Origin of the sequence: Nitrospira sp. (genome assembly GCA_024760525.1) — a bacterium.
Taxonomy (GTDB): Bacteria; Nitrospirota; Nitrospiria; order Nitrospirales; family Nitrospiraceae; genus Nitrospira_D.
Window position 1 is genome coordinate 3,182,658 of sequence record CP060499.1, and the last position, 21,900, is coordinate 3,204,557.

Annotated in this window: 14 protein-coding genes, 1 tRNA gene and 2 pseudogenes; 8 read left to right on the forward strand and 9 right to left on the reverse strand. The window is 53.5% G+C overall.

Annotation, left to right across the window (positions count from 1 at the left end; genetic code table 11):
• Nucleotides 1-357: 357 nt before the first annotated feature.
• The 4 genes and pseudogenes from H8K04_14995 to H8K04_15010 all read left to right on the forward strand — a co-directional run bounded on the left by H8K04_14995 (nucleotide 358) and on the right by H8K04_15010 (nucleotide 6,679).
• Complete coding sequence (locus H8K04_14995) at nucleotides 358-1,254, forward strand: SDR family oxidoreductase (protein ID UVT15116.1); 897 nt, start codon at nucleotides 358-360, stop codon at nucleotides 1,252-1,254.
• A gap of 1,763 nt (nucleotides 1,255-3,017) precedes the next feature.
• Nucleotides 3,018-3,617, forward strand: coding sequence for a hypothetical protein (locus tag H8K04_15000; protein UVT15117.1), 600 nt, complete (start codon nucleotides 3,018-3,020; stop codon nucleotides 3,615-3,617).
• A gap of 771 nt (nucleotides 3,618-4,388) precedes the next feature.
• Nucleotides 4,389-5,513, forward strand: a pseudogene (locus tag H8K04_15005) (IS3 family transposase).
• Nucleotides 5,514-5,558: 45 nt separating this feature from the next.
• Nucleotides 5,559-6,679 (forward strand): IS3 family transposase gene (locus H8K04_15010; protein ID UVT15118.1). Its coding sequence is split into 2 segments (ribosomal slippage): nucleotides 5,559-5,820 and nucleotides 5,820-6,679, totalling 1,122 coding nucleotides; the frame shifts between segments, so codons are not numbered across the junction.
• 277 nt (nucleotides 6,680-6,956) lie between these two features.
• Here H8K04_15010 and H8K04_15015 read toward each other — a convergent pair.
• From H8K04_15015 to H8K04_15025, 3 genes are all read right to left on the reverse strand, one after another.
• A complete protein-coding gene (locus H8K04_15015; protein ID UVT15119.1) occupies nucleotides 6,957-8,348 on the reverse strand; it encodes a hypothetical protein in 1,392 nt (463 codons plus the stop codon).
• A gap of 222 nt (nucleotides 8,349-8,570) precedes the next feature.
• Entirely contained in the window at nucleotides 8,571-9,677 is a 1,107-nt protein-coding gene (locus tag H8K04_15020) for a caspase family protein (GenBank protein ID UVT15120.1), read from the reverse strand.
• A gap of 106 nt (nucleotides 9,678-9,783) precedes the next feature.
• A complete protein-coding gene (locus tag H8K04_15025; GenBank protein ID UVT15121.1) occupies nucleotides 9,784-10,341 on the reverse strand; it encodes a hypothetical protein in 558 nt (185 codons plus the stop codon).
• 674 nt (nucleotides 10,342-11,015) lie between these two features.
• Here H8K04_15025 and H8K04_15030 point away from each other — a divergent pair.
• Nucleotides 11,016-13,100 carry a hypothetical protein gene (locus H8K04_15030; protein ID UVT15122.1) on the forward strand — a complete coding sequence of 695 codons (2,085 nt, stop codon included), beginning with the start codon at nucleotides 11,016-11,018 and terminating at the stop codon, nucleotides 13,098-13,100.
• Nucleotides 13,101-13,149: 49 nt separating this feature from the next.
• Here H8K04_15030 and H8K04_15035 read toward each other — a convergent pair.
• Nucleotides 13,150-14,184 (reverse strand): annotated as a pseudogene (locus H8K04_15035) (IS481 family transposase).
• Between the two features lie 65 nt (nucleotides 14,185-14,249).
• Nucleotides 14,250-14,459 (reverse strand): hypothetical protein, encoded by a 210-nt coding sequence (locus tag H8K04_15040; protein ID UVT15123.1) that lies wholly within the window; start codon nucleotides 14,457-14,459, stop codon nucleotides 14,250-14,252.
• A 507-nt stretch (nucleotides 14,460-14,966) separates the two neighbouring features.
• On the opposite strand from H8K04_15040, the gene H8K04_15045 reads away from it, so the two are divergent.
• On the forward strand, nucleotides 14,967-15,353 hold the full coding sequence (locus H8K04_15045) for a hypothetical protein (GenBank protein UVT15124.1): 387 nt from the start codon (nucleotides 14,967-14,969) through the stop codon (nucleotides 15,351-15,353).
• Between the two features lie 403 nt (nucleotides 15,354-15,756).
• Nucleotides 15,757-16,827 carry a tyrosine-type recombinase/integrase gene (locus H8K04_15050; GenBank protein ID UVT15125.1) on the forward strand — a complete coding sequence of 357 codons (1,071 nt, stop codon included), beginning with the start codon at nucleotides 15,757-15,759 and terminating at the stop codon, nucleotides 16,825-16,827.
• A 5-nt stretch (nucleotides 16,828-16,832) separates the two neighbouring features.
• Here H8K04_15050 and H8K04_15055 read toward each other — a convergent pair.
• A tRNA-Thr gene (locus H8K04_15055) sits at nucleotides 16,833-16,908 on the reverse strand.
• A 95-nt stretch (nucleotides 16,909-17,003) separates the two neighbouring features.
• The gene (locus tag H8K04_15060) at nucleotides 17,004-19,025 is read right to left on the reverse strand and encodes a hypothetical protein (protein UVT15126.1); all 2,022 of its coding nucleotides are present in this window, start codon (nucleotides 19,023-19,025) and stop codon (nucleotides 17,004-17,006) included.
• Nucleotides 19,026-19,128: 103 nt separating this feature from the next.
• Here H8K04_15060 and ubiA point away from each other — a divergent pair, with 103 nt between their 5' ends.
• Nucleotides 19,129-20,022, forward strand: a complete 894-nt coding sequence (gene ubiA / locus H8K04_15065; protein ID UVT15127.1) for a 4-hydroxybenzoate octaprenyltransferase — start codon at nucleotides 19,129-19,131, stop codon at nucleotides 20,020-20,022.
• Here ubiA and H8K04_15070 read toward each other — a convergent pair.
• On the reverse strand, nucleotides 20,019-21,044 hold the full coding sequence (locus H8K04_15070; protein UVT15128.1) for a c-type cytochrome: 1,026 nt from the start codon (nucleotides 21,042-21,044) through the stop codon (nucleotides 20,019-20,021). The two genes, ubiA and H8K04_15070, sit on opposite strands and share 4 nt — an antisense overlap.
• 2 nt (nucleotides 21,045-21,046) lie before the next feature.
• A complete protein-coding gene (locus tag H8K04_15075) occupies nucleotides 21,047-21,874 on the reverse strand; it encodes a hypothetical protein (protein ID UVT15129.1) in 828 nt (275 codons plus the stop codon).
• Nucleotides 21,875-21,900 lie beyond the last annotated feature (26 nt).

Here is a 21,900-nt window from a genome sequence, read left to right on the forward strand (position 1 = left end):
GAAACCAATTCAAGTTCAAGCACCTATGCCATATTTCCTCCTGATGTACATACGTGTGTTATAGGAACAATACGCAGGATGAAACTACGAACGAAGGGCAGCGTGGAGATTTCACCTCCTGTTCCAGAGCGGTATAACGATGAGACATGTCATTGACTGCGAGTTGGTTTGGCAGTCGCAGGGCATTGAAACGATATTAAGAATGACATAGTCTCTGAATCCCACGCTGCGAGTTATACGCGCAGAATTGGGAGAACAAGCTGTTATGTGGACCGGCCTAAACACAGTTAGGCGGCACACACCACGCTCATCGGTGGCCGCAGGTCGCGTCGAACTATCACGAAGGAGGAGCAAGCCATGACACAACGTCTCTCTGGCAAGGTGGCCGTCGTCACAGGCGCCGCCTCGGGAATCGGCTTAGCAACCGTCGTCCGCTTTGTCGAAGAGGGCGCACGGGTCCTTGCCGCAGACAAGGATGGTTCGGCGCAAGTGATGCTTGAAGGACGCTTTGGGGCGGCAGTTCGCTTCGTGCGATGCGATGTGACGCAGCTGGAGGAGCTGCGTTCCGCCATAGAGACTGCTGTGGCGCACTTCGGGGGGCTGGATATTCTCTTTAACAACGCTGGTGCTGGGGGTGCTCCCGCCGGCGTTGAAGGTTTTGATGCCGCCGGCTGGGATGCTACCCATGCCCTACTTCTGCGCGCTGTGGCTGCCGGAACTGCCTACGCGGTGCCGCACATGAAGCGTCGCGGCGGTGGAGCCATCATCAACACGTCGTCAGTGTCGGCGCTGCAAGCAGGCTACATGCCGCTCGCCTACTCAGTGGCCAAGGCCGGCGTGCTCCACTACACGCGCGTGGCCGCGGCAGAACTAGCGCCGCAGCGCATTCGCATCAATGCGGTGGTGCCGGGCTTCATCGCCACGCGTATCTTCGGCGGAATGTTCGGCCTCGGCAGCGAGGAGGCGCAGGGCATGGCCGAGCGGATCGCCGAGCGCAGCGGCCGGGCCAACCCAGTCGGCCGCTCCGGTCGACCGGAGGACATTGCGCAGGCTGTAGCCTTCCTTGCCAGTGATGAGGCAGATTTCATCACTGGCACGGCCCTTACCGTTGACGGTGGGTTGACGATCGGACCCCGACATAGTTGGGATATGGACCCCACGCTTGCCACGCCGATGACTGATGCGCTCGGAGTCAGCCGTGGGGAGCTGTTGGCCATGCGCGCAAACGCAATCGCGCAATCACAGAAGCGTTGACGTGCCGCCTGACCCCTCGCTCAACACCGGACCCTGCACGCCTGGCGAGGGTTCCTCGCTCTTTCTATTCCAGGACCGACCAGGGATAGGACCATGCCGCGCACACCCGGAAGGATCGGAAAGAAAAAACCGGGGGCCTTGGATCGATTAGATGCGATTGTCACAGATGAGTGTAATTGCGTAGGGTTTAAAGGCCCACCGTGGCTCGTGGCAGCAAAACGGTAGCAGAAGTGGGTAACACACAGAATCCCCAGACCGGAGAGGTTGTGCGAATACCTGAAATTCCGTGGGGAAGTCTGGAGCCGGCGACCCGGATTGAACGGAGCAACCTGTCATCGGTTCGGCCCTGAAACCTGCCTCACCGATTCCTACGAAGGGGGCCAGCCCCCTTCGAATCAGTTCAGCTCACTGGCTCAATTCTCTTTTCTGGAGCTGGTGACCGGATTCGAACCAGCGACCTGCGGTTTACGAATCAGTAAAAAGGTATCGCTCAAGTCATTGAAGATTCGTGCAATCCCGCCTCTCTTTAATCACAAATAGCATTTCGTTGTGGCTTTGCAGCATCACAGGAAAAAGCGATCAGAGAAGAAAGTATTCAAATGACCTTGCTCTGGTCAATATTCTAAAACTACATAATATCGTCAGAGCACTTCCCGTGGATCGGATTAGATTCACCTGATGAATCCTTTTGGGCGTGAATTCTTCCGATCGAGGGATTCGCATATCAGGTTTATCCACGCCCATCAATTCGTAACCATGCAATTCAACGAGATTACGGGATGCCATCCACCGACACGGTGATTTCCTAACATGTCGGCATCCTATTTGCTGAGTAAGGTGAATAACCCGAAGGCAACAAACCGAGAAGCCGTGTGCGTTTTAGCAAGATAGCGATGATGAAGGTGACTCACGCCTGAAAAGAGGGAGGTGCTAGTGGACCCGCATAAAAGAATCCCAACTCCGGTAACCCGCAACCTAAGAACTCTGTTCAGCGAGCCTTTGCCTAAAAGACCCGTGATGCTTCATATGTCTGAGGATGAATATAAAAAGCTCACCAAAGGTATCCGGATTTCCAAAGCAAAGATCCCCCAAAATGCCAAAGGCTTATTCGTAGTACCAGACCCGTTCGGAAATTATTTGGCGTTCTTCGCTTGTGCTGCAGGATCGGGCGAAGGGAAGGCATGTGTGCCTAAGATTGTTCGTTCCTTGCAGGGACTTACGTTTGGAAAGGGGTGCGTATGCATTCGCGGAAAGGATCCAGTTGATACCACGCCAGGAAGGACATCTTGTTCGTTCGGTCTTTCTCCAGGGGGCGTATCGGAGTGTGTGGGCGAGTGTTTTGGTAATGGGAAGTGCCAGCCTATAAGAATCGTCTTACGGAACGGATGGGGTTTTCTCACCTGTGAATGTTCCTAATGTTTCGACACTCTGTAGATGTGGCGAAGTCGCGCCCCTCTGAGTTCATATTAACCACAATGTTTAGGTTTAAGTAATCAGACAAGCTGACGTAAATAGATTACGACGCACAACTTGCACAGATCTTTCCGCGCTTAACAAGCAAATCTGTATAGGCATGCCTAGTTGGGCCCTCGACTTCTGCCCGGTGAGCGATAACAAACTCAATGAATTTCCAGGATATATAACGAACGAGGCCATATCCAAGCGAAAGCACTGAAGTGGCCAAGAGCTAACATGAGTGTCCTAGCACGGTGACGGTTATTACTCCGATCGCTAACGACATCCCTCAACTAGGAGGTTAGCCCATGTCAAGCGACGACTTGCCGAATTTCATGAGTTTACTTCAAGGAGGCTCTTGGATTGCAGCGATAGTTGGAGGCGCACTCGGATTCCTAAAGTTTACGAACGAACTCGAACAGTCTCGCATACAGCGCGAAGAGGACCTTCGGTGGAGAAAGGCACAAGCCGGGAAGTCGCTGAATGACGAGATGCTGGAGGATAAAAAAGCGAATTCAGCTCTGATAATGCTTGACTGGAGTGGACGTGAGTTCACACTTGATGATGGTTCAAAAGACAACATTAAAAGGGAAGACATGCTTGTTGCCTTGAGGGTACGCCATACACCTCCGCAGAAGGGATTTTCAACTAAAGAGCAGTTCATTCGTGATGCATTTGACAACCTTTTTTATCATTTAGGGAGGCTTGAACACTCAATTACATCCAAGCTTATTGAATTCGAGGACATTAGGTATCCGATTGCCTACTACGTAAAAGAACTTTCTGAGAATCGGCCGGTTTTTGAGGCGTATCTTAGGGCATATGAATTCATCCACGGACTAGCATTCCTTCAAAGATTTGAGGCGTGGGTAAATAGTGGTACCGGCAACGCTGCAGGCTCTTCCTAAAGGACCATCTGTAGCTCAGAGGGGAATGCACCCACGACGGCTCAAGCACAGGTGGAGATGCTGCAAGTCTTACAGTGCACGATAAAAAGGTACCGGGAGTATTTGCTGGCGACTCAATTAACCAGCGAAGCTGAATGAGATGAGCCGCAGAATGAATGATGCCGAACTGAAGAAAGTATAAAGGAGGAAAAGTGGAGCCGGCGACCCGGATTGAACGGAGCAACCTGTCATCGGTTCGGCGCTGAAGCCCGCCTCACCGATTCCTACGAAGGGGGCCAGCCCCCTTGTAGAATCCCCACGAAGGGGACACATCCCCTTCGAATCCCCTCAGGTCGCCCGTTCAACACAGTGGACCGAGGCCCGCCGCTAGTCCGCAGGCACCATATTATACAAACAGCTTTGCGCGATATGGAGCCGGCGACCCGGATTGAACGGGCGACCTGCGGTTTACGAATGGCTTAAAGGTTAATACTATAACGCTCGGTGTTTTAATGGTTTCCCCGTTTTTCTCTTTAAATATGGTGGTTTGGGAACATTCTATTAGGTCCATTGGGTGTCATAGATTAGAACCGGTTGGAACAACTTTTAGTACAAATTAAGCACAATGAAGCCCGCTGTCCTAAATTGACGATTCAACTCTTTTACCCGGTAACGTAAGAATCCATGCAACGACTGCCTCGAGTTCTCGATTCAGGCGTAAGCTCCCCGAAACGGTAGACAGCCATAAGGAGAATCTTCTGGCAGAATAGCCACCCTAGCTAGGAGGTTCCCATGCGCCAATCGAAGTTCACCGAGACGCAGATTGTGTCGATTCTGAAAGAAGCCGATGCGGGCCGGCCCGTCAAGGAGATCTGGCGACACTACAGCATCAGTTCGGCGACCTACTACAAGTGGAAAGCGAAGTACGGCGGGTTGGAGGCCTCGGATGTGAAGCGGCTAAAGGAATTGGAGCACGAGAATAGTCGACTCAAACGGCTGTACGCGGATCTGTCGCTGGAGAACGCGGCCCTGAAGGATGTGATCGCAAAAAAGCTCTAGGGCCTGCTGAACGGCGGGAGGTCGTGACTCATCTGGTGACGGTGAGCGGCCTTCCGGTTCAGCGGGCCTGTCGAGCGGTGGGACTCGGTCGAGCCACGTACTACCGCCCACTCATAGACTGGGCGCGACGGGATGCGCCGGTGATCGCGGCACTGACCACGCTCGTGGCGGCTAAGAGTCGCTGGGGCTTCTGGAAGTGTTGTGATCGGTTGCGGCTCGATGGGCATCCCTGGAATCACAAACGGCTGTGGCGGGTGTACTGCCAGTTGCGGCTGAATCTCCCCGCGGCGGACGAAGAAACGATTGCCCCTGCGGCTGCGCCAACCGCTCGTCGTGTTCCCTCAGCCCAATGCGGTCTGGGCGGTGGATTTCATGAGCGACACCTTGTATGGCGGACGGCGGTTCCGGACGTTGAACGTGTTGGATGAGGGTGTCCGAGAAGGCTTGGCGATCGAAATCGATACCGCACTCCCAGCTGAACGTGTCGTCCGGGTGTTGGAACAAGTGGTGGCGTGGCGCGGACGCCCCCAGGCCATTCGGCTCGACAATGGCCCGGAACTCATCGCGGAACGCTTCATGACCTGGTGTGCGGAGCACGCCATCGAACTGCGGTACATTCAACCGGGGAAGCCGGATCAGAATGCGTTCATTGAACGGTTCAATCGCACGTATCGGACAGAAGTGCTCAATGCCTATGTGTTCGAGTCGCTGGATCAGGTCCGAGAGATCAGTGCCGAGTGGTTACAGAGTTACAACGAGGAGCGGCCCCATGAGGCGCTGGCGGGGCTCCCGCCGGCCATGTATCGGGCCCAACTTGGGGTGACGTCTCCCCAGAAAACGACGACAGTTCAGAACTAGAGTAAGATGCCGGCTTCGGCGGTCCTCGACGAAAGGAGTGGATCGATGAAGCGGTCACGATTCTCCGAAGAGCAGATTGTCTATGCCATTCGGCAAGCTGAGAGTGGGGCCCCAATCGGCGACCTCTGCAGGCAGCTGGGCGTCAGCGAGGCCACCTTCTACACCTGGAAAAAGAAATACGCGCATCTGGGCGTGAGCGAGCTCCACCGGTTACGGCAGGTGGAAGAGGAGAACAGCCGGTTGAAGCGACTGGTGGCGGATCTCTCGCTCGACAAACACATGTTGTCGGAGGCGCTGCGAAAAAAAGTTTGAGGCCCGCCCGTCGCCGGGAACTGGCCCAGTGGTTTCATGGGACGTTTCAGGTGAGTTGTGCGCGAGCCTGCCGACTCGCCCAGTTCGGACGGGCCTCGTGGTATCGACAGAGTCGAGCGAAGGATCAATCGGCCCTGCGGCTGCGCATTCGGGATCTGGCTCATGCCCGACCGCGGTTTGGTTATCTGCGGATCTGGGTGTTGCTCCGGCGTGAGGGCTGGCTGATCAATCGCAAGCGCGTCCGACGATTGTATCGCCTGGATGGATTACAGCTACGCATGCGGGTCCGGCGCCGGAAACACATCGCCCTTCACCGGGGCCCGGCACCCATTCCCGTGGGACCCCAGGAACGGTGGAGCATGGATTTCGTGCATGATACCCTGGCCGATGGGCGACCGTTTCGGATCTTGACGGTGGTGGATAATTGGAGTCGCTCAAGTCCGGTCCTTGAGGCGGAGTTTCGGATGTCGGGCGAGCTCGTCAGTCGAGTGCTTGATCGTGTGCTCGGTGATAGGTCAGGACCGCGCTCCATCACGGTGGATCATGGGACTGAGTTTCAATCGCGAGCCCTTGAAGATTGGGCGTATCGACGCGGCGTCCAACTCGACTTCATTCGACCAGGGAAACCCGTGGAAAATGCGTTTATCGAATCGTTTAACGGGCGGCTCCGCGACGAGTGCTTGAACGTGCATCAGTTCGCCTCGCTCACCGAGGCGCAGGTCCTCATCGAAGCCTGGCGGCTCGACTACAATACACGCCGCCCGCACAGCTCACTCGGGCACCTGACGCCGAGCGAGTTCGTCAGCCAACGTCAGGGACAACAGATCGTCGAAGAAGCCTTCTGCTCTAGTTAAGAGTTGTCTCGGAATGGGACCAACGTCAGGGGCCAGAACTTCTCCTTTGAGAATGTCTCCTTGACGGGGAAGCTTACGACTGGAGCAAGCTCGAGAGATCAGTGGGGAGTGGTTGCTGAGTTACAATGCGGACGAAGAAGTGGTTGCCAACTCGGCTAAATTGCAGGAATGGAAGTAGGGAAAAGCCGTGCTTCAAGATCGGATTCTTAACGAACACGGTATGTCTGCAAAGAGTGGCCCCCAAATATCCTAAATGGGTGAGATATCCGTAAATGTCTTAGTACTTATTAAGATTTACTATAGGTACGTCAAGAGGTCCAGCTACAATGAACAGCCAAGGCGAAAACATTTCTCTCCTTGAACCAGCAAATTTCCATAATTCACGAGCCGTCAAGACTCCGTCCCTATCAATGTCGGCCTCACCTCCTACTCCCCGCAACAGGGCCTTACCAAGTGCATTATACTTATCCACCTCTAACACTTTTCCCGCATGAGGACGAAAGAGCAAAGTTGTGGGTGGTAAATTATAGGTTAGCACGTCTTTGATTGGGTCCGATCGATTATCCGGATCGTTGATGACATAATTAGCATCGACCAGCATTACACACGACTGACTAGGGTTCTCCAAGAGAATTTGCCCGTTCAAATCAAGGAGAGTACTTGGATAATCGGGGATGCCATCATAAGGGATTAGCATTAGTGATCGGCCGTTGCGGCTAAAAGCTCCTGCCAGATAAATAACTATCCTGTCCTTAGGGCCTGCCCGAGCGTTCAATTGGTCAAGAGCTTTTCGAATGTTTCGAAGTGTGGCCTTCTCATTCAATAACAGAACGATCGATTCCTCCTTAACCACTTGGCTCATCCCAACATATGAAGCCAATCTCGAAGCATATTCGTTATCTGACATTAAGCCGAATGAATCGTGCTCATACTTTTCTATTGCAACGAAAACGAACCAAGTGCGCGAAATATCCTCATTTCTGAGAAGCGTTATAGTTTGGGATGTGAATGCCCCTTTGCTGTTATATGCGGTTAGTTGAAGTACATTCTCCCCTGGAGTAAGAGGTATTTCTACTTTTGCATTTATATAGGTTGGATTGTCTGAACTTTCGCTGAAATCAGTACCTTGAAAAGGCTTAGTTGTATTAAGAGTCTTGTTGATGAGTGTAATATTCTCAATACCTCTATCATCACCAACAACAAACGCAACGGAGGCGAAAGGCCGGTTGGTTACACCATTTGGTGCTGGAGCGATTATGTTTACGAGTGGCCCGGAAGAAGATCTAGAGGCACCATGTGCATCAAATATCTCTTTTACTTGTCTGAAGTCCTTAGATAAGTTTTGTGTTACCAGACGAATCAGGTCCTGGCCTTTAGACTCACTCTTCCATCGTCTCGCCAATCTCCAGTGTTTTCGTTCAGGGTCATTGACATCAATAAAGTCGATGTTGAGTGTCATTTCAGAGAGACTGATTTCGTCCCCCTCTCTATAGAAGAGAATCGCCACTCTTAGGACTGCTGCCACACCTTCACGTTTACCAATTTCTGCAAGCTGAGAACCAGAAGACCAAGGCAGATTAGATTCGGGGGCGATATTGTCGGCTGTTACCTGACGAAGATCTGTGAAGCCAAATACTTCATGAGCAGCACTCGATGCAAGCTGGTTCATGGCTACAGATAAGTCGTCGTTGGGTCTCCCAATTCCATATGCAACAGGCAGGATACCGATAGGGCGCCCCCTATAAGTCGATAGGTCGAGAGTTAAAGAACCACTTAGGAAGGGAGGGGCTTCGACTGGCCTTAAAACGGACGCGCATCCCACGATGCCCAGAAGTATGACCGCAGATATGATGAGTAAGAAGCCTTTAGCCATAAGGACAAAGAAGTAAATCTATGGTTTCGTCTCGATTAGCCCCAGCGGAAGATCAAGGATTGAACTACCCTGTACTTGAAGCACAGGATCCTGACGAGAGGGCTTTTTCTTTTCAGTGAATGTTGAAACTTTGGTTTTTAAATACTCGTACGCCTCATTAAGAGTTACCATACGATCATTGTTTGTGTCCGCCTTAGAGAATGATTCTAATAGATAATATGTGAATACACCATGCCCGCCATCCAATTCCGCATCCTCCCAGCTAGGCTGAGTCGATTTACTTGAAAGAACCCCTCCAATTCCTTGCGCATTGAGTTTATTCCATATATCGCCCAGATCGACGATGCCCTTACTGCCCGACGGATCATTAGCCCATCCAATGTTTTTGGATCCTTCAGAGCCAGAAAAGCATGCGTCAAAGAAGAAAAGTTTCTTTCCTGCACGCGCTGCGCCTATCTTCTCAATTATCTCTTCCTGTTCGAGGAAGGTAGATTCATAACCAAGTTCAGCATCCCAAGGCATCAAAAACACCTTACCTGTCCCTGTTCCTGAAGTAGAGTAGAACCCATGCCCCGAGAAAAAAACGATCAGAGTATCTGAGGTTTCCGATTTTCCAAATTCGTCGAGATGTTTAAGAATACTCCGCCTGTTTGCATGTTTATCCGTTAATACAAAGAGATTCTTGTTGTCTACTAGTCCAAAATTCTTTCGTACATGTTCACTGAAGGAAATAGCATCCTTGTCAGCAAAATTGAGTTGACGAATGGTCTCATAGCGGCTTATCCCTACCACTAGTACACGAAAAGTTCCCGCTGAAGCAGAGACAATCCTTGTTTGTTCTTTACAACCTCCAGTCTTGTCCCACGCTTTAACCTGAATAGTGTTAGGCCCTTCCCTTAAAATTAAGGCATCTGTGGCACGCAGTGCAATGGTGGATAGCTTTTGTTTGACCCTCCGTTGTTTTGGGCTCAAATTGGCGCTAGGTGGTAGCTCAGAAATGGTTTTTGGCGGTCCCCCATTAATCACTATATCAACTTTAATCACGTCTGCGTCAATGCCGTCGACGAATATATCTAGGTCTGTATCTCCTTTGATTGCTGCACCTTGGTCGGGTGATGCAATCATGATAGCCGGCTTAGGATCCTGACATAGCTTGGCTAGGGCATCCAATGCATAGCTTAGCACACAACAAGTCAAGAATAGCATTCGGACCAGAAGCATGGAAATTCCCCTACGAGCCCAGCAATGTTTCGAAGGGCACAACAACGTCTACATGTGAAGGCAATTTTCCGAGGGCTTTTGCATCAGGAGTATTTAGAGCTGTTGCGATTGGACGATAGGAAAGGATCCACTTTTTTATACAATCGTCGCATGAAGTGGTCATCAGGAGAGCAAGTTGTTGCACCCTTTCAGAATCTTTTCTGATTTCCATTAGCAAATCGAGTCGTTTTGTCTCGTCTAAACCTGCCAGGACCTGGAAAGCCTGACAGTTTTCTCTTCTACGCTGGTCAAGCACTTCAGCGATTTTTGATGCTTCCTGAATCTGCTTGTAGTCTGTATGTAATTTTCCGATTTCGATGGGCAACGTAAATGTGCCCAATTGAATCGGAATCTTTATTCCTTCTGCGCCCCAGGTTTTGCCGGAATACTTAATGCTTGATTCACACTTAGCCGGGATGACAAAATCCTTCCCGTTCAAATTCACTACCTTAAAGTCAGCACCATTACAAGCCGTGAATAGTAAAACACTAGGTATTAATACACATTTGATCAAACCACTCCAACTCATGTCAAACCTCCTCTGTGTCGCATCTTCATCCGTGAATCACAGTCGCAAAGCTACCACCCACTGCCAAACTAAGGTTTGGCCGAAGTAGGTTAATGCTTGAGTTAGTGTTCATTCTGGTCACTAGACTAGTCCTTCGATTCAAATTGGCAAATACCTCTTGCGACTAGAGCCATTGGGACTATCTAATATAGATCCTTTATAGATCCTTACTGCCTTAGTCTATTGAACTATCCACCCCATCGAGCATGTGACCAACGTCAGGGGCCATGGGTTCCGCCACCCATACCTCTCCTGAATGGTGTTGCCCTAGCCATGCCCTGGAATTAGGACTGGTGAGGACCAAAGTCGCCATTACAATTCGCCCCACAGCGTTATTGAATTCCTTTTGATGCCCTGTACTATGCTCCGTCTCCCGCCTATAATAACGCCTGACGAGGTGGCCATGCCGTTCATCTCGGGTCTCTCCCCGCGCTTACTCATAGTCACTCCACTTTCCTATTTGTCTGGACACCGTGTGATATTGGTACCTTGTGGAACCTCTCGTCAACCGGGTTCCACCTCACTAATGTTGCTCTATTAGCGCATTGATGAAATACGCTCCTTTAGCGCGAGACTTCAGGAGAACGATGGGCCAATAATAGCTCCTCAGGCCATGCCTATAGGAGGATCGCCCCATGCTAAAACTCGCAACCATCATTTTTGTAGTGCTCGGGAATATAATAATGACTCATGGTTCTATCATCTACGGGGAAGAACGAGAAAAGTTTGTTCTACCGCGCAGCAGTTCAGGTACCAGCGGTACGGATACAACCGGTTCCAGTAAGTCAAAATCGGCTGAAAGCGCTACATTAATTCAGGCGGCTAAACGTTCGGGACTAAGCGTCAGCGATTATTTACGACTAGCTGCAACCGCGACATCCACTAACCAGAAACAGATGCTAACAGACAACAAGATCTGGACAACTGCACGCACAAGTGGCGTGGATGCCGCGATCAATGACATTATCTTCCAGTCTCTGGGTTTGCCGAATGAGGCCAAGAGCAGTGGTGTAACTGGTTCAGACTTGATTGACTTCGTGTCTCAAATGCAGCGGGTTGGTGCAGGACACCTACTGCAACAGAAAAAGACGTGGGAAACCGTACAAACTAATGGTACAGCTAAAGTCGTTCGCAGCGCTCTTATCGATATTTTTGGTATTCCTTCTGCAGTAGCTCAGTCTTCAGATATTGACAGCATCGTTGCGACTGTTGCGGTGATACAACAAGCCGGCGGAGATCCTAAAGATATTAAGTGGTGGGAGAATTTTGATGCACGGCTCCGAGAGCAGTTTGGCATTCCGAAGAATGCAATGCCTGGAGCAAGTTCCAAGGATCTTCTGAATGGTCTCGGCACCATTCAAAAGGTAGGCGGCGATTCCAAGAATATGGATCTATGGCGAGACGTTGGCCGTACGCAGAAAGGCTCGATGGGAAAGGACGATTTTATTAAGAAGTGGGTAGGCAGCCCCGGTGGAGAAACCCAGCCATCAATGACTCAGCCAAACGGTGGAGGACATTCAGGACCTGAACAGTCTCCTGGAAATCCCCAGCAAGCACGGACTCCACCACAAACAGACCAGCAACCTCACCGACAACCCGGCTCTGATGGAGTTGGGGGAGGGACCCAGGGACCAGAAAACCAAGAAGCAACGAACCCAGCACAAGCAGCCGAGGAGGGTTCGAACCCGGATGGTGTCTTCGTCACTGTTGCACACAATGGGGACGGCACGATTGAGATAGCAGCTTATCAATATGACGCAAGCGGAAACGCTATTCCCATCGGAAGCGAAACTTATGAGGATATGGATGGCGACGAAGTGTGGCAAGGCGACCAAGGTGGGAGTATGACCGGTCCAAAACCAGAGCCAGGAACTTATGGCGTTGTGGCAACAGCTCAGGGAGCAGCGATCGGAACCGGCACGCAACTGAGCACTAATGACACAAGTGGAAACGGCTCAGTCGATATTAATGATTCAACTGGCTCAGATGCAAGTTCTAACAATACTTCCAATACTAATAACGGAGCAGATGATACTAGTAGTGTAGAGAACAACGAGGAGGAGGATGACAATAGCGACGAGGGAGAAGCAGCTAGTGCATCTGAGGACGAGGACGACACTGAGCCAAATACCGAAAACACAGGCACCACAGGTACCACTCCGAGTGATACGGAGCATCGCGCAGGAGGGACGGATCCCACAAAATGGAAGGTTCATATTTATACTTCTGATGGTTTGTTCAAAAGATTAGCCCCTTTGATTCACACTACAGACAAGAAAGGTGTCAAAGGTACCGGACCACAGGTAGTCTTTCGCCAGCCACAAAGTGGGGCCATCGATCCAGCCGAAGAGAAGCCTGTTATATCGGGCGCAGTGCCCCAGCATCGCCTCAGTTTACGGAGTGGTGTGATTGATCCGGCCCCCGATACTCCAAGCGGCCGCTCTAGAGCCATGACTGCTCCATCAAACATGAACGTCAGCGGAGGAATGAGTACATTTGGCCCAACAGAGACTTGGAAATGCACAAGAGAACTAGTAAAATCCGCTAACGGCAACGCTTGGTGTTATTGCCCAGTTAATCGCAACCCTGTTACGGGACAGCCAATTCGACAGTGGGTTCCAGCTCCACTTACGGCTTCTTCAGTTACAAAAGATAAAAATACCACTATCAGCACAAGATCTTCTGCGTTGCAATTAGACATATGTATTGATGTACGTTAAGGTGTATAATTCAACCCTTCATCTGACAGACAGCGAATCCTCACCGGGTTTACGCCGCTAGGATTTTCTCCTTCGCCAAGGGCACACTGTCCACGAACGTCTGCATCGGGGTCTTGCCATAGCACCAGTGGCCTTGATGCGAGCGTTGCTGGTTGTATTCTTCCATCCAGACATCGAGATCGACCTGCAACTCCTCCTGCGTCCGATAGATCTTCTTCCGGAACGCGACGCGATAGAACTCGTTCAACATCGTCTTGTGGAACCGCTCGCAGATCCCGTTGGTCTGGGGATGCCGCGTCTTGGTCCGGGTGTGATCAATGTTCTCCACGGCCAGATATAGTTCGTACTCGTGGCGCTCCGGCGCCCCGCAGTACTCTGTCCCGCGATCGGTCAGAACCCGGTTCAGCAGGATGGCGTGCTGCTCAAAGAACGGCAGCACCCGATCATTGAAGAGTTCCGCGGCGGTGACCGGCGTCTTCCGGTCATACAGCTTCGCGAAGCCGACCTTGCTGTACGTATCGATGAACGTTTGTTGATAAATACGCCCCACGTCCTTGAGCGTGCCCACGTAGAAGGTGTCTTGGGCGCCGCAGTAGCCGGGACACTCACTCTCGAATTCCCCGTGGGCTTCTTTGTCCGCCTTCGCCTTCTCCAAGGCTACGACCTGAGCTTCCGTCAGCACCAGCCCCTCTTGGGCCACCTTCGCTTCCAACGCCTTGAACCGCTTGCGCATGGTCTCCAGATCATGTCGGAGCTAGATACAGCGGACGCCCGCGGGCGAGATGGGCAGTGCCTGCTGGCGCAGTTCATTCGCCACCCACACCTGACCCCAGGCTGGTTGGGCCACCGCCATCTGCACAATCGCCTGTTCCACCTCCGCCGAGACGCGATTCTTTAGGAGCGGCTTCTCGCGGCAGATCTCCTGCAGCGCCGCCTCACCGCCGGTCGCATAGAGTTCTTTGAAGCGATAGAAGCTGTTGCGGCTATAGCCCATCAGTTGACAGGCCTTCGACACATTGCCGAGTTGCTTTGCCAATTCCAACACGCCGACCTTCGCCTTGATGATCTTCTGCTCGGTGGTCATCGTCCTCATAAGTCGGAAGACTCGCCATCGCTATAGGATTTTGCTTACGCAACGGATCACAGACCTTAGATCGTGGCAAGTGCTGCTCTGCGTTGTTCAATTTGCTTCCTAACTTTCACCGATAACGCTTGTTCAGCAAGCCGAAGCTCATAGGTCTTCTGTAGAATCATCCAGAATTCAACAGTGATGTTGAACAATGTCGTAAGGAGAACCGCCGTATCTCCGGTGACACCACGCTGTCCTTTGATAATGGCGGTGATACGATTGGCTGACACTTCGATGCCCTTGGTTACTCCCTCATTATGGCATCCCCTCGCGGCTGAAAGTGCCGTTTTCTGTATCAAATCAGGCGCGGTTATATTCGATTGCTAGGACATGACATCATTTGTGATTACCCTTAGACATGAACATCCACCTTCATTATTTCTGGAGAACTCCCCGGCCTTCGCTACCTCTGCGAACGTGTGAGTACATCCGACTACATCTGATCAATTCCCACGGTGCCCGCAGAATAGTACTCTCTCAAGACAAATTGGCGTAGGTGCAAGAACACGCGCCACTAACTCATAGTTGGGCACAGGTGGTAGCTAGAGCCCCTCCAGTGAGTCAGCAGAAGGTCGGTTTCGATATGGATCCTTTTTATCGGACGACCCCGTTCGGCGCGCCCGGCGGCGCCAGCCGACGCCGCGCCAGGCCGGTTCGCCCCCGCATAGTAATACGGGGGCGCTATTTCTTGAGAGCAGATCATGAGTAGTTTCAATCGAGTAGACGGAAACCCTGCTATGTCGAGAGTACTCTCATCCGGAGTTGAACCGCCGGGTGGACTTCACCAACTGCGCTGTCACCGCTGCGGGAAAGAGTGGTGGCCTCGTCAGCCACGTAAGCCCGCCCGTTGCCCTGGGTGTAAGAGCCCCTACTGGGACCGACCCCGGCGCATCCGACATACGGTGGCGTCCCTTCAACAAGTCCACGACCATAGTCTGACCCAACTCCTACAGAGCCGACTGGGCCAGCAAACCGATGGAGAGGATCGTTCTTTGGCAAGAGCCTTGTCCGTCCTGAAGGAGATGAAGGCCGCCGGGCGGACCTGGCAGGAAATGGGAGACCGGCTTGAACGGGAGTTTGGGACCCGATTGGACAAAGACCAACTGAAGGCATTGGTCCGATAACAACGTCTGTTCTGCCCCCCACCAACCGCAGGGGGCAGAACCCTCATCCGAACGGCGAGGCTGCGCTCCGTGCAGTCGGCGGGCCTGGAGGTCGCAGGAGGGCCAGCTGAATGCTCCCAGCGGAGCCCGCCACAGGATCGAGACGCTGGCGTGCTGACGCGAGCGAACCGCTTACGGGGGATCGGGGGTGTCGTCAGACTCCCTCGACTATCGATGCATGTTCTTGGAAGTTTCTAAACTTATTCAGCTCGATCCCGAAGCGAGATGACGAACGTCATGTTCATCCGAGCCAATCAACCAGCACGTAACGTAGATCACCTCATTGCAGGGGCCAAGGCTGGCCCCTATACTCCTCGGCACGGGGAAACCATATCACCGAGCCCTGATAGAAAGGAGATGGATAATGGGGCTCGCTAGACGAGGGAATATGTGGTGGATGTCGTTTATGTTCCAAGGGCAACAGGTTCGACGCTCAACAGGGACCTCGGATCGACGCCTCGCCGAAGCAATCCTCGGCAAGGTGAAGGTCCAAATCATTGAAGGCCGGTTCTTCGAGAAGCAGGAAGCGCAAGAACGAACCTTGACCGAGCTCTTGGATCGTTATGCAAGTGAACATGCGGCAAGACGAGCGAATCACCGGCGAGAGTTGACCAGTATTCAAAATCTCAAAGGATTCTTTGGTAATCCGAAACTGGATCACATCACGCCAAAGCTAATCGTGGCCTACAAGAACAAGCGCTATACAGATGGGGTCAAGCCCGCCACGATCAATCGGGAGCTCGCCACCTTGAAGAAGGCGTTCAACCTGGCTCGTCGCGAATGGGAATGGTGCACGGATAATCCAGTGTGCCGCGTGTCGATGGAGCGAGAGAACAATACGCGGGACCGCTGGTTGACCGTAGAGGAAGAACAGCGGCTCCTCCAGGCTGTAAGCCTGGGGCTGCGTGACGTGATTGTATTCGCGCTCAATACCGGGATGCGGATGGGTGAGATTCTGGCTCTTACGTGGACTGGAGTCGACCTGGTCCGTCGAACCGTGACCGTCTTTCGTTCAAAAAATGGCGAACGGCGGACCATCCCGGTCAACTCAATCGTACTCGATGTCCTAAAACGCAAGCACGCCGTGCGATCACGGATGACTGATGTGGTGTTTCACAGCCACGCCGGGACATTCCTCGATGGCAGCAACATTCGGCGAGGACTTAATGCCGCACTGCGACTGGCAAAGATCTCCGATTTCCATTTCCATGATCTTCGCCATACGTTTGCAACGCGGATCGTCCAGGCAGGGGTGGACCTGTACAAGGTACAGCGTCTCCTCGGGCATAAATCACCGATCATGACCCAGCGTTATGCCCATCATTACCCGGAAAGCTTGCGAGAAGGAGTAGAGGCGCTGGAGTCAGGCCGGTCGTTTAGCACAAAATTAGCACAATCGCAGGTTCGGCCTGGTGAGGCTTCTCTAAGCTATTGAAAGGATGGAGCCGGCGACCCGGATTGAACGGGCGACCTGCGGTTTACGAAACCGCTGCTCTACCAACTGAGCTACGCCGGCGCCTTGGTGAGACGGAGGGGATGGAGCCCGATTTCGGAGGCATGATAACGGCCATCGGTAAGCCTGTCAATGAAGCGAATCGGCCTCGTCTGACGCTATGGCCCCATAGGCTTCAGATTTGGAGTCGGACCAACAGAGTCGGCTGAGGGTTCCGGTTGCCGTGGGGTCGGAGCCGGCTTGGGGTTATTCCCTTTGGCCAACGGATGGATTCTGACCATCGCTTCCTTCCCCACCGACGGCAAGCAGAGCGGATCCTGTTTGTTCCCGAATTGTTCGCGAGCGATACGCGCCACCTGCCCCCGAGCATACGTACACAGTTCCCCGGCGACAATGGTGCCATCCCGATCCACATCCGCGATCCCTTGCAACCCTCGCAAGAGATGATACGTAAACAACCCGTGTTTCCCTTCTTCGAACGCGTGAGCCTCTTGTAGGTGACGATTGCCGACCATCCACATCTCCACATCTTTTCGCCCGTCACCCGCACTGGACATCCAATCAGGTGACGGCATCGCGGCAAGATTGGCGCCCGGAGACGGTTCCAGCGAAACATCGAACATCAGAATGGCTCGCTCGATCGACAGCCGAGAAAGAGATTCCTGCAGCCGAATGAGCGGATAGAGCTGCTTCGGTTCAGTGGGTGTTCCATCAAACGGCACGAGCGACACCGCACCGGTCGCTCCATCCACCAGCGCCCGCCCGGCAAAAAACACATAGACGACGGTCTCGGCGTCCGCCCGCTTGCGAAGCCATCGCTCAAACGTCTCTTCAAACTCCCGTTGCAGAGCCTGACGATCAAGCAAGATCTTCATGCGTTCGCGCGGAACACTCCCGATGGTGTGCAAATACTCCGCCATCACCGCCGCATCATGGCCGGCATATTTGACCTCCGGCATCTGATTGTCGCGAAAGGTTCCGACTCCGATCGAAATGATGACGGCTTTCGGCTGTTTGAATGCCGCGAGCGACTTCGGCATATGGTCGACATCCGGTACCGACACTGCCGCCGCATATTTGGGTTTGCTTCCAAAACTGAATATTTTCGGCGGTGGAACGGATTCCAAAGGGTTGGCAGTCCGCAAGTTCAGCGTCAGTTCAAACGGATGGGCTCGTTCGGGCACCGTGACTCGTTTCGTCAGTGACGTACGCCTGATCTCTCCCGGCTGGAGCGCGCCGATTAAGATCTCGGGGGGAAACAGGGAGGCCGCCTCGGCTTTTCCCTCGACTGTAACCGCTACGTCTTTGGCTTCCGCCAATCCCTCGTTCTTGACCTCAATTTCGATCGTGATCGCTTCGTCGGGGCCAAGCAGCTGGTCACGGTTTTCGTCTCGGATAATGGCACGAAAGCTGAGTTGCACCGGATGGGCTACGTCTGTTGGAGCAACGGACGGCTGCTCCACCATCTCAGGGACCGCCGCAGGGGGCACCGCGGCGGTCTCAGCCGTCGGCGCCACCGCCGTGGGACGAGGACGCGCAGCCATGGGAACCCACGTATCACGCTGGGCCGCGTATTCTCGGATCTGGACGGATTGCGCCATTTGTTTCGCCAGGCCTTCGGCCACTGAGTCCATGGCTTCCTGAACGATTGCCTCCACCCCCGCTATCTCGCAAGACTGATCACCGACCGTGACGATCCCCCGCCCGGTGCCGGTGAGTTTCTTGCTGAAGAGTAGAGCCCCATCACGGGCCAAAAACACCATTTCAACCCCCACCGTCGCCGTCGCCGGATATGTCCCCGGCGCTTGCTTCGGAATGGCAAGATCGATCCGTCTAAGTCCCACGCCCACTTCAATCACCCCATCGGAGTCGAGAGTCTCTTCAGGCAGGCTCTGGGTCGTGATGCCGGTAAATATCTCGTTCAACCTTTTCGGGACCGACCCCTTCAGAACCTGGGCCAATGGAAATGACGCCGACTCGCCACAGGCATTCTGGAATGGGACCTCCGCCGTGGTGCCGCTGGGTGAGAACCATATGGCCGGCGTTAATGGAATCGGTTGGGAATAGATCGGCTCCTGCCCGCGATTCAGCAAGGAGCAGCCGACGACCGACAAGACCAGCAACAGAGCCACGCAGGACGTCGTAAGATATCGGCGCGGTGGGAAGCAACTGGTCGGCATTGTGTGTCGTCCTCTCCGCCGTGGTTATACCGAATTCCCCATGAGTGTCACAACCGGGGAAAGCGCATTGACAGCCCTTTTCCCCTAGGCTAAGGTCGCCTGCATGTCAACTCCGGCGGTGTCTTCTTCCCCGACTTCCTCAGGGATTCCTTGGTCCGCTCTTGCGCGATTGATTCGTCTGCAAAACCAAACCGGTACCTACTTATTATTATTCCCCACCATGTGGTCCCTGGTCCTTGCCGCTCGGGGAATTCCGCCACCCCATTTGCTCGCGATTTTCATCGTCGCCTCGTTCTTGATGAGAAGCGCGGGTGTGATTTTGAACGATTTGGCTGATCAATCGTTCGACCGGCAGGTCACCCGCACGAAGACGCGCCCGCTGGCTTCGGGTGAACTATCGCGACGCCATGCCTATATCTTGCTCAGCGTGCTGTTATTCGCCGCCGCAAGCCTTCTGCTCTTCCTTCGCCCCATCGTGGCCTGGCTTACCCCGGTGGCAATTTTTCTAGCGGCCTTGTACCCATATTCCAAACGGTGGCTCCATATCCCCCAAGCCGTACTCGGTATCGCCTTTGGTTGGGGAACGGTCATGGCCTGGGCTGCAGTACAAGGAACATTGGAGGCGCCGGCCTGGTGCCTCTTCGGAGCGACGGCGGCCTGGGCGGTCGCCTACGATACCATCTACGCCATCCAAGACCAAGAGGACGACCGACGCATCGGAGTCAAGTCCGCTGCGCTGTACTTCGGTTCGTCCGTGCACTATGGAGTCGGCCTGGCATTCGGAGCCATGGTGGCCTGCTTGATCGTAGCGGGATGGCTGACTCAGCTGGGATGGCCTTACTACGCGGTTCTCTCGGGAGCGATCCTGTTCTTCCTGTTCCAGATCCGTCAGCTACAAGGACCTCTTACGCCATCACAAGCCTTTGTCATGTTTCGAGCGCATGTCTGGGTTGGCGTAACCATCCTCGCCGGACTGCTGGCGGGCGTGTTGGCTTAAGGCTTTTCGACCGGCTTTTCCACGACAGGCTCCGCTTTCTCAGCACGTAACGTGGACACATACATGGTCACGGCCTTCGCATCCGCATCATTCAATCCCAATGCGGGCATGCGTGTTGCCGAATCCATGGCTTGAGGATTTTTGAGCCAGCGGTAGATCCAGGTGGCGTTCAGCCGAAACCCTGCCCGATCGAGGCTCGGTCCGATTTTCCCACCCTCACCGGCAAGACCGTGGCAGCCGTTGCAGCCGTACTTGTTTTCATACAGTCTCTTCCCACGATCAGCCAGTTGTGTGGCTTCCGCAGGCTTTACCGTGAGATCAGGCCTGGGAATACTGAGGCCTTTTCCCGGCCTGGTCGAGAAGTTGTTTAACGCAACCTGGGCAAGATCCATCTCTTTCTTGGCCTGGACCATGGCTTCCTGCTCCGCGGCATACGCGGATTCGTCCACTTCGACATCTTTCTTCAAGGCTTCGCTTTTCCGCTCCGCTTCCTCGCTTGCCTTCGTTTCGGCCGCTTCATACGCTTGCTTGGCCTGTTCGAACTTCGCCTGCGCCGCCTTCATCCCTTCTTCGAGCGAGGTCTTGCGCGCGGCAACGTTGTACTCCATCTTCATGCCGTGCAACGTGCGCACGTGCCCGACGATCGCCCAGATTTCGTCCTCGGACAACGTGTATTTGAACGTCGGCATCGTTGGAACGGCAAAATCGTCGTCCCCGATCTCATCTCCACCTTCTTCACTGGTGTCCAACATGTCTCGTGAGATCGTATTGAAAAGTTCCTCATCCTTGAACGTGCCCATCTCCGACTTATTGGACAAGTCTTTCGGCTTCGGGTCAGGCATGGCCGACCAATTAAATCCTTCGTTTTGCTTACCGCTCGGGCCATGACAATCGCTGCAGTAGTGCGTATAGAGTTCCTTCCCCCGCTTCTCCTGCTCGTTCGCGCAGCCACCGGCGACCAAAGCCAAGCTTCCCATCATTCCAAGCGCCAATCCAACGACACCCAGCTTTGCCGCCTTCATGCTCACTGCCCTTTCTTGAGTTTTCGGATCAGGACAAACTGAAATCCCAAGGCCAATGCCGCGGCAACCGCCGCATACATATAAGCGGAATAATCCGGCGGCGCATCGGCCCGGAAATACCACCAGGACGAAACAGCCTTTTGAGATCCTTTTTCGACCAACTCTCCGGCGGCATCTTTCCGTCCGTCCCATACCGCAAAGGCAATGCTAATGAATTGCCCCGCCGTAATTTGGACATCTTCCTCGTCGTGGCCGGTCGATAGATTACGGGAAAAGACCACTTTCCAGGTCCCGTTTGAATACACGCCCTTCGCTTTCACATCTTGATGCTCTTGCGGCTTCAATGTGCCGAAGCCCTTGGCGGTCATATCGACGGCCTTGTCCGTCTTATGTTTCCAAAACCATATGTTGACCGGCCCACCTTCCACCTGCAACATCGGCTGGCCATGAGCAAAATGGGATTTCTTGTCCCCAACCATGAATTCGAGCGCCGCGGCATCGTCTGGATCCTGGGTGGGATCGCTATATTCGAGAAGGATCGCGACTTGGTTGCCGTCGTGCAACGCGCGCACGGACACATCCTTGACGGTGACTTCTTGAATACGGTCCTTCCAATGCACCTGTGGCGACATGGGAAAGGAAGCCGGCGCCGCGCTGGTCCAGGCCGCAGCGTTCGGATCGTCCAGAGGCAGCCCACCGGTCATCAGCGTCGCTCGAACCGCCACGCTCTCCTGAGCGAAGCTGAACGATGCCGACCCGAGAACCATGGCCACGATCACTGCCGTCCCACTTCGCATAACCTGTCTCACTACGCGATTCGCCGGTTTCATACTGGCCTCGTTCTCCCTACTTGCCT

Bases quoted from the DNA above. Each gene is read 5' to 3' on its own strand.
- H8K04_14995 (UVT15116.1), top strand. From the start codon at position 358: ATGACACAACGTCTCTCTGGCAAGGTGGCCGTCGTCACAGGCGCCGCC.
- H8K04_15000 (UVT15117.1), top strand. From the start codon at position 3,018: ATGTCAAGCGACGACTTGCCGAATTTCATGAGTTTACTTCAAGGAGGC.
- H8K04_15015 (UVT15119.1), bottom strand. From the start codon at position 8,348: ATGAACCAGCTTGCATCGAGTGCTGCTCATGAAGTATTTGGCTTCACA.
- H8K04_15020 (UVT15120.1), bottom strand. From the start codon at position 9,677: ATGATTGCATCACCCGACCAAGGTGCAGCAATCAAAGGAGATACAGAC.
- H8K04_15025 (UVT15121.1), bottom strand. From the start codon at position 10,341: ATGAGTTGGAGTGGTTTGATCAAATGTGTATTAATACCTAGTGTTTTA.
- H8K04_15030 (UVT15122.1), top strand. From the start codon at position 11,016: ATGCTAAAACTCGCAACCATCATTTTTGTAGTGCTCGGGAATATAATA.
- H8K04_15045 (UVT15124.1), top strand. From the start codon at position 14,967: ATGTCGAGAGTACTCTCATCCGGAGTTGAACCGCCGGGTGGACTTCAC.
- H8K04_15050 (UVT15125.1), top strand. From the start codon at position 15,757: ATGGGGCTCGCTAGACGAGGGAATATGTGGTGGATGTCGTTTATGTTC.
- H8K04_15060 (UVT15126.1), bottom strand. From the start codon at position 19,025: ATGCCGACCAGTTGCTTCCCACCGCGCCGATATCTTACGACGTCCTGC.
- ubiA (UVT15127.1), top strand. From the start codon at position 19,129: ATGTCAACTCCGGCGGTGTCTTCTTCCCCGACTTCCTCAGGGATTCCT.
- H8K04_15070 (UVT15128.1), bottom strand. From the start codon at position 21,044: ATGAAGGCGGCAAAGCTGGGTGTCGTTGGATTGGCGCTTGGAATGATG.
- H8K04_15075 (UVT15129.1), bottom strand. From the start codon at position 21,874: ATGAAACCGGCGAATCGCGTAGTGAGACAGGTTATGCGAAGTGGGACG.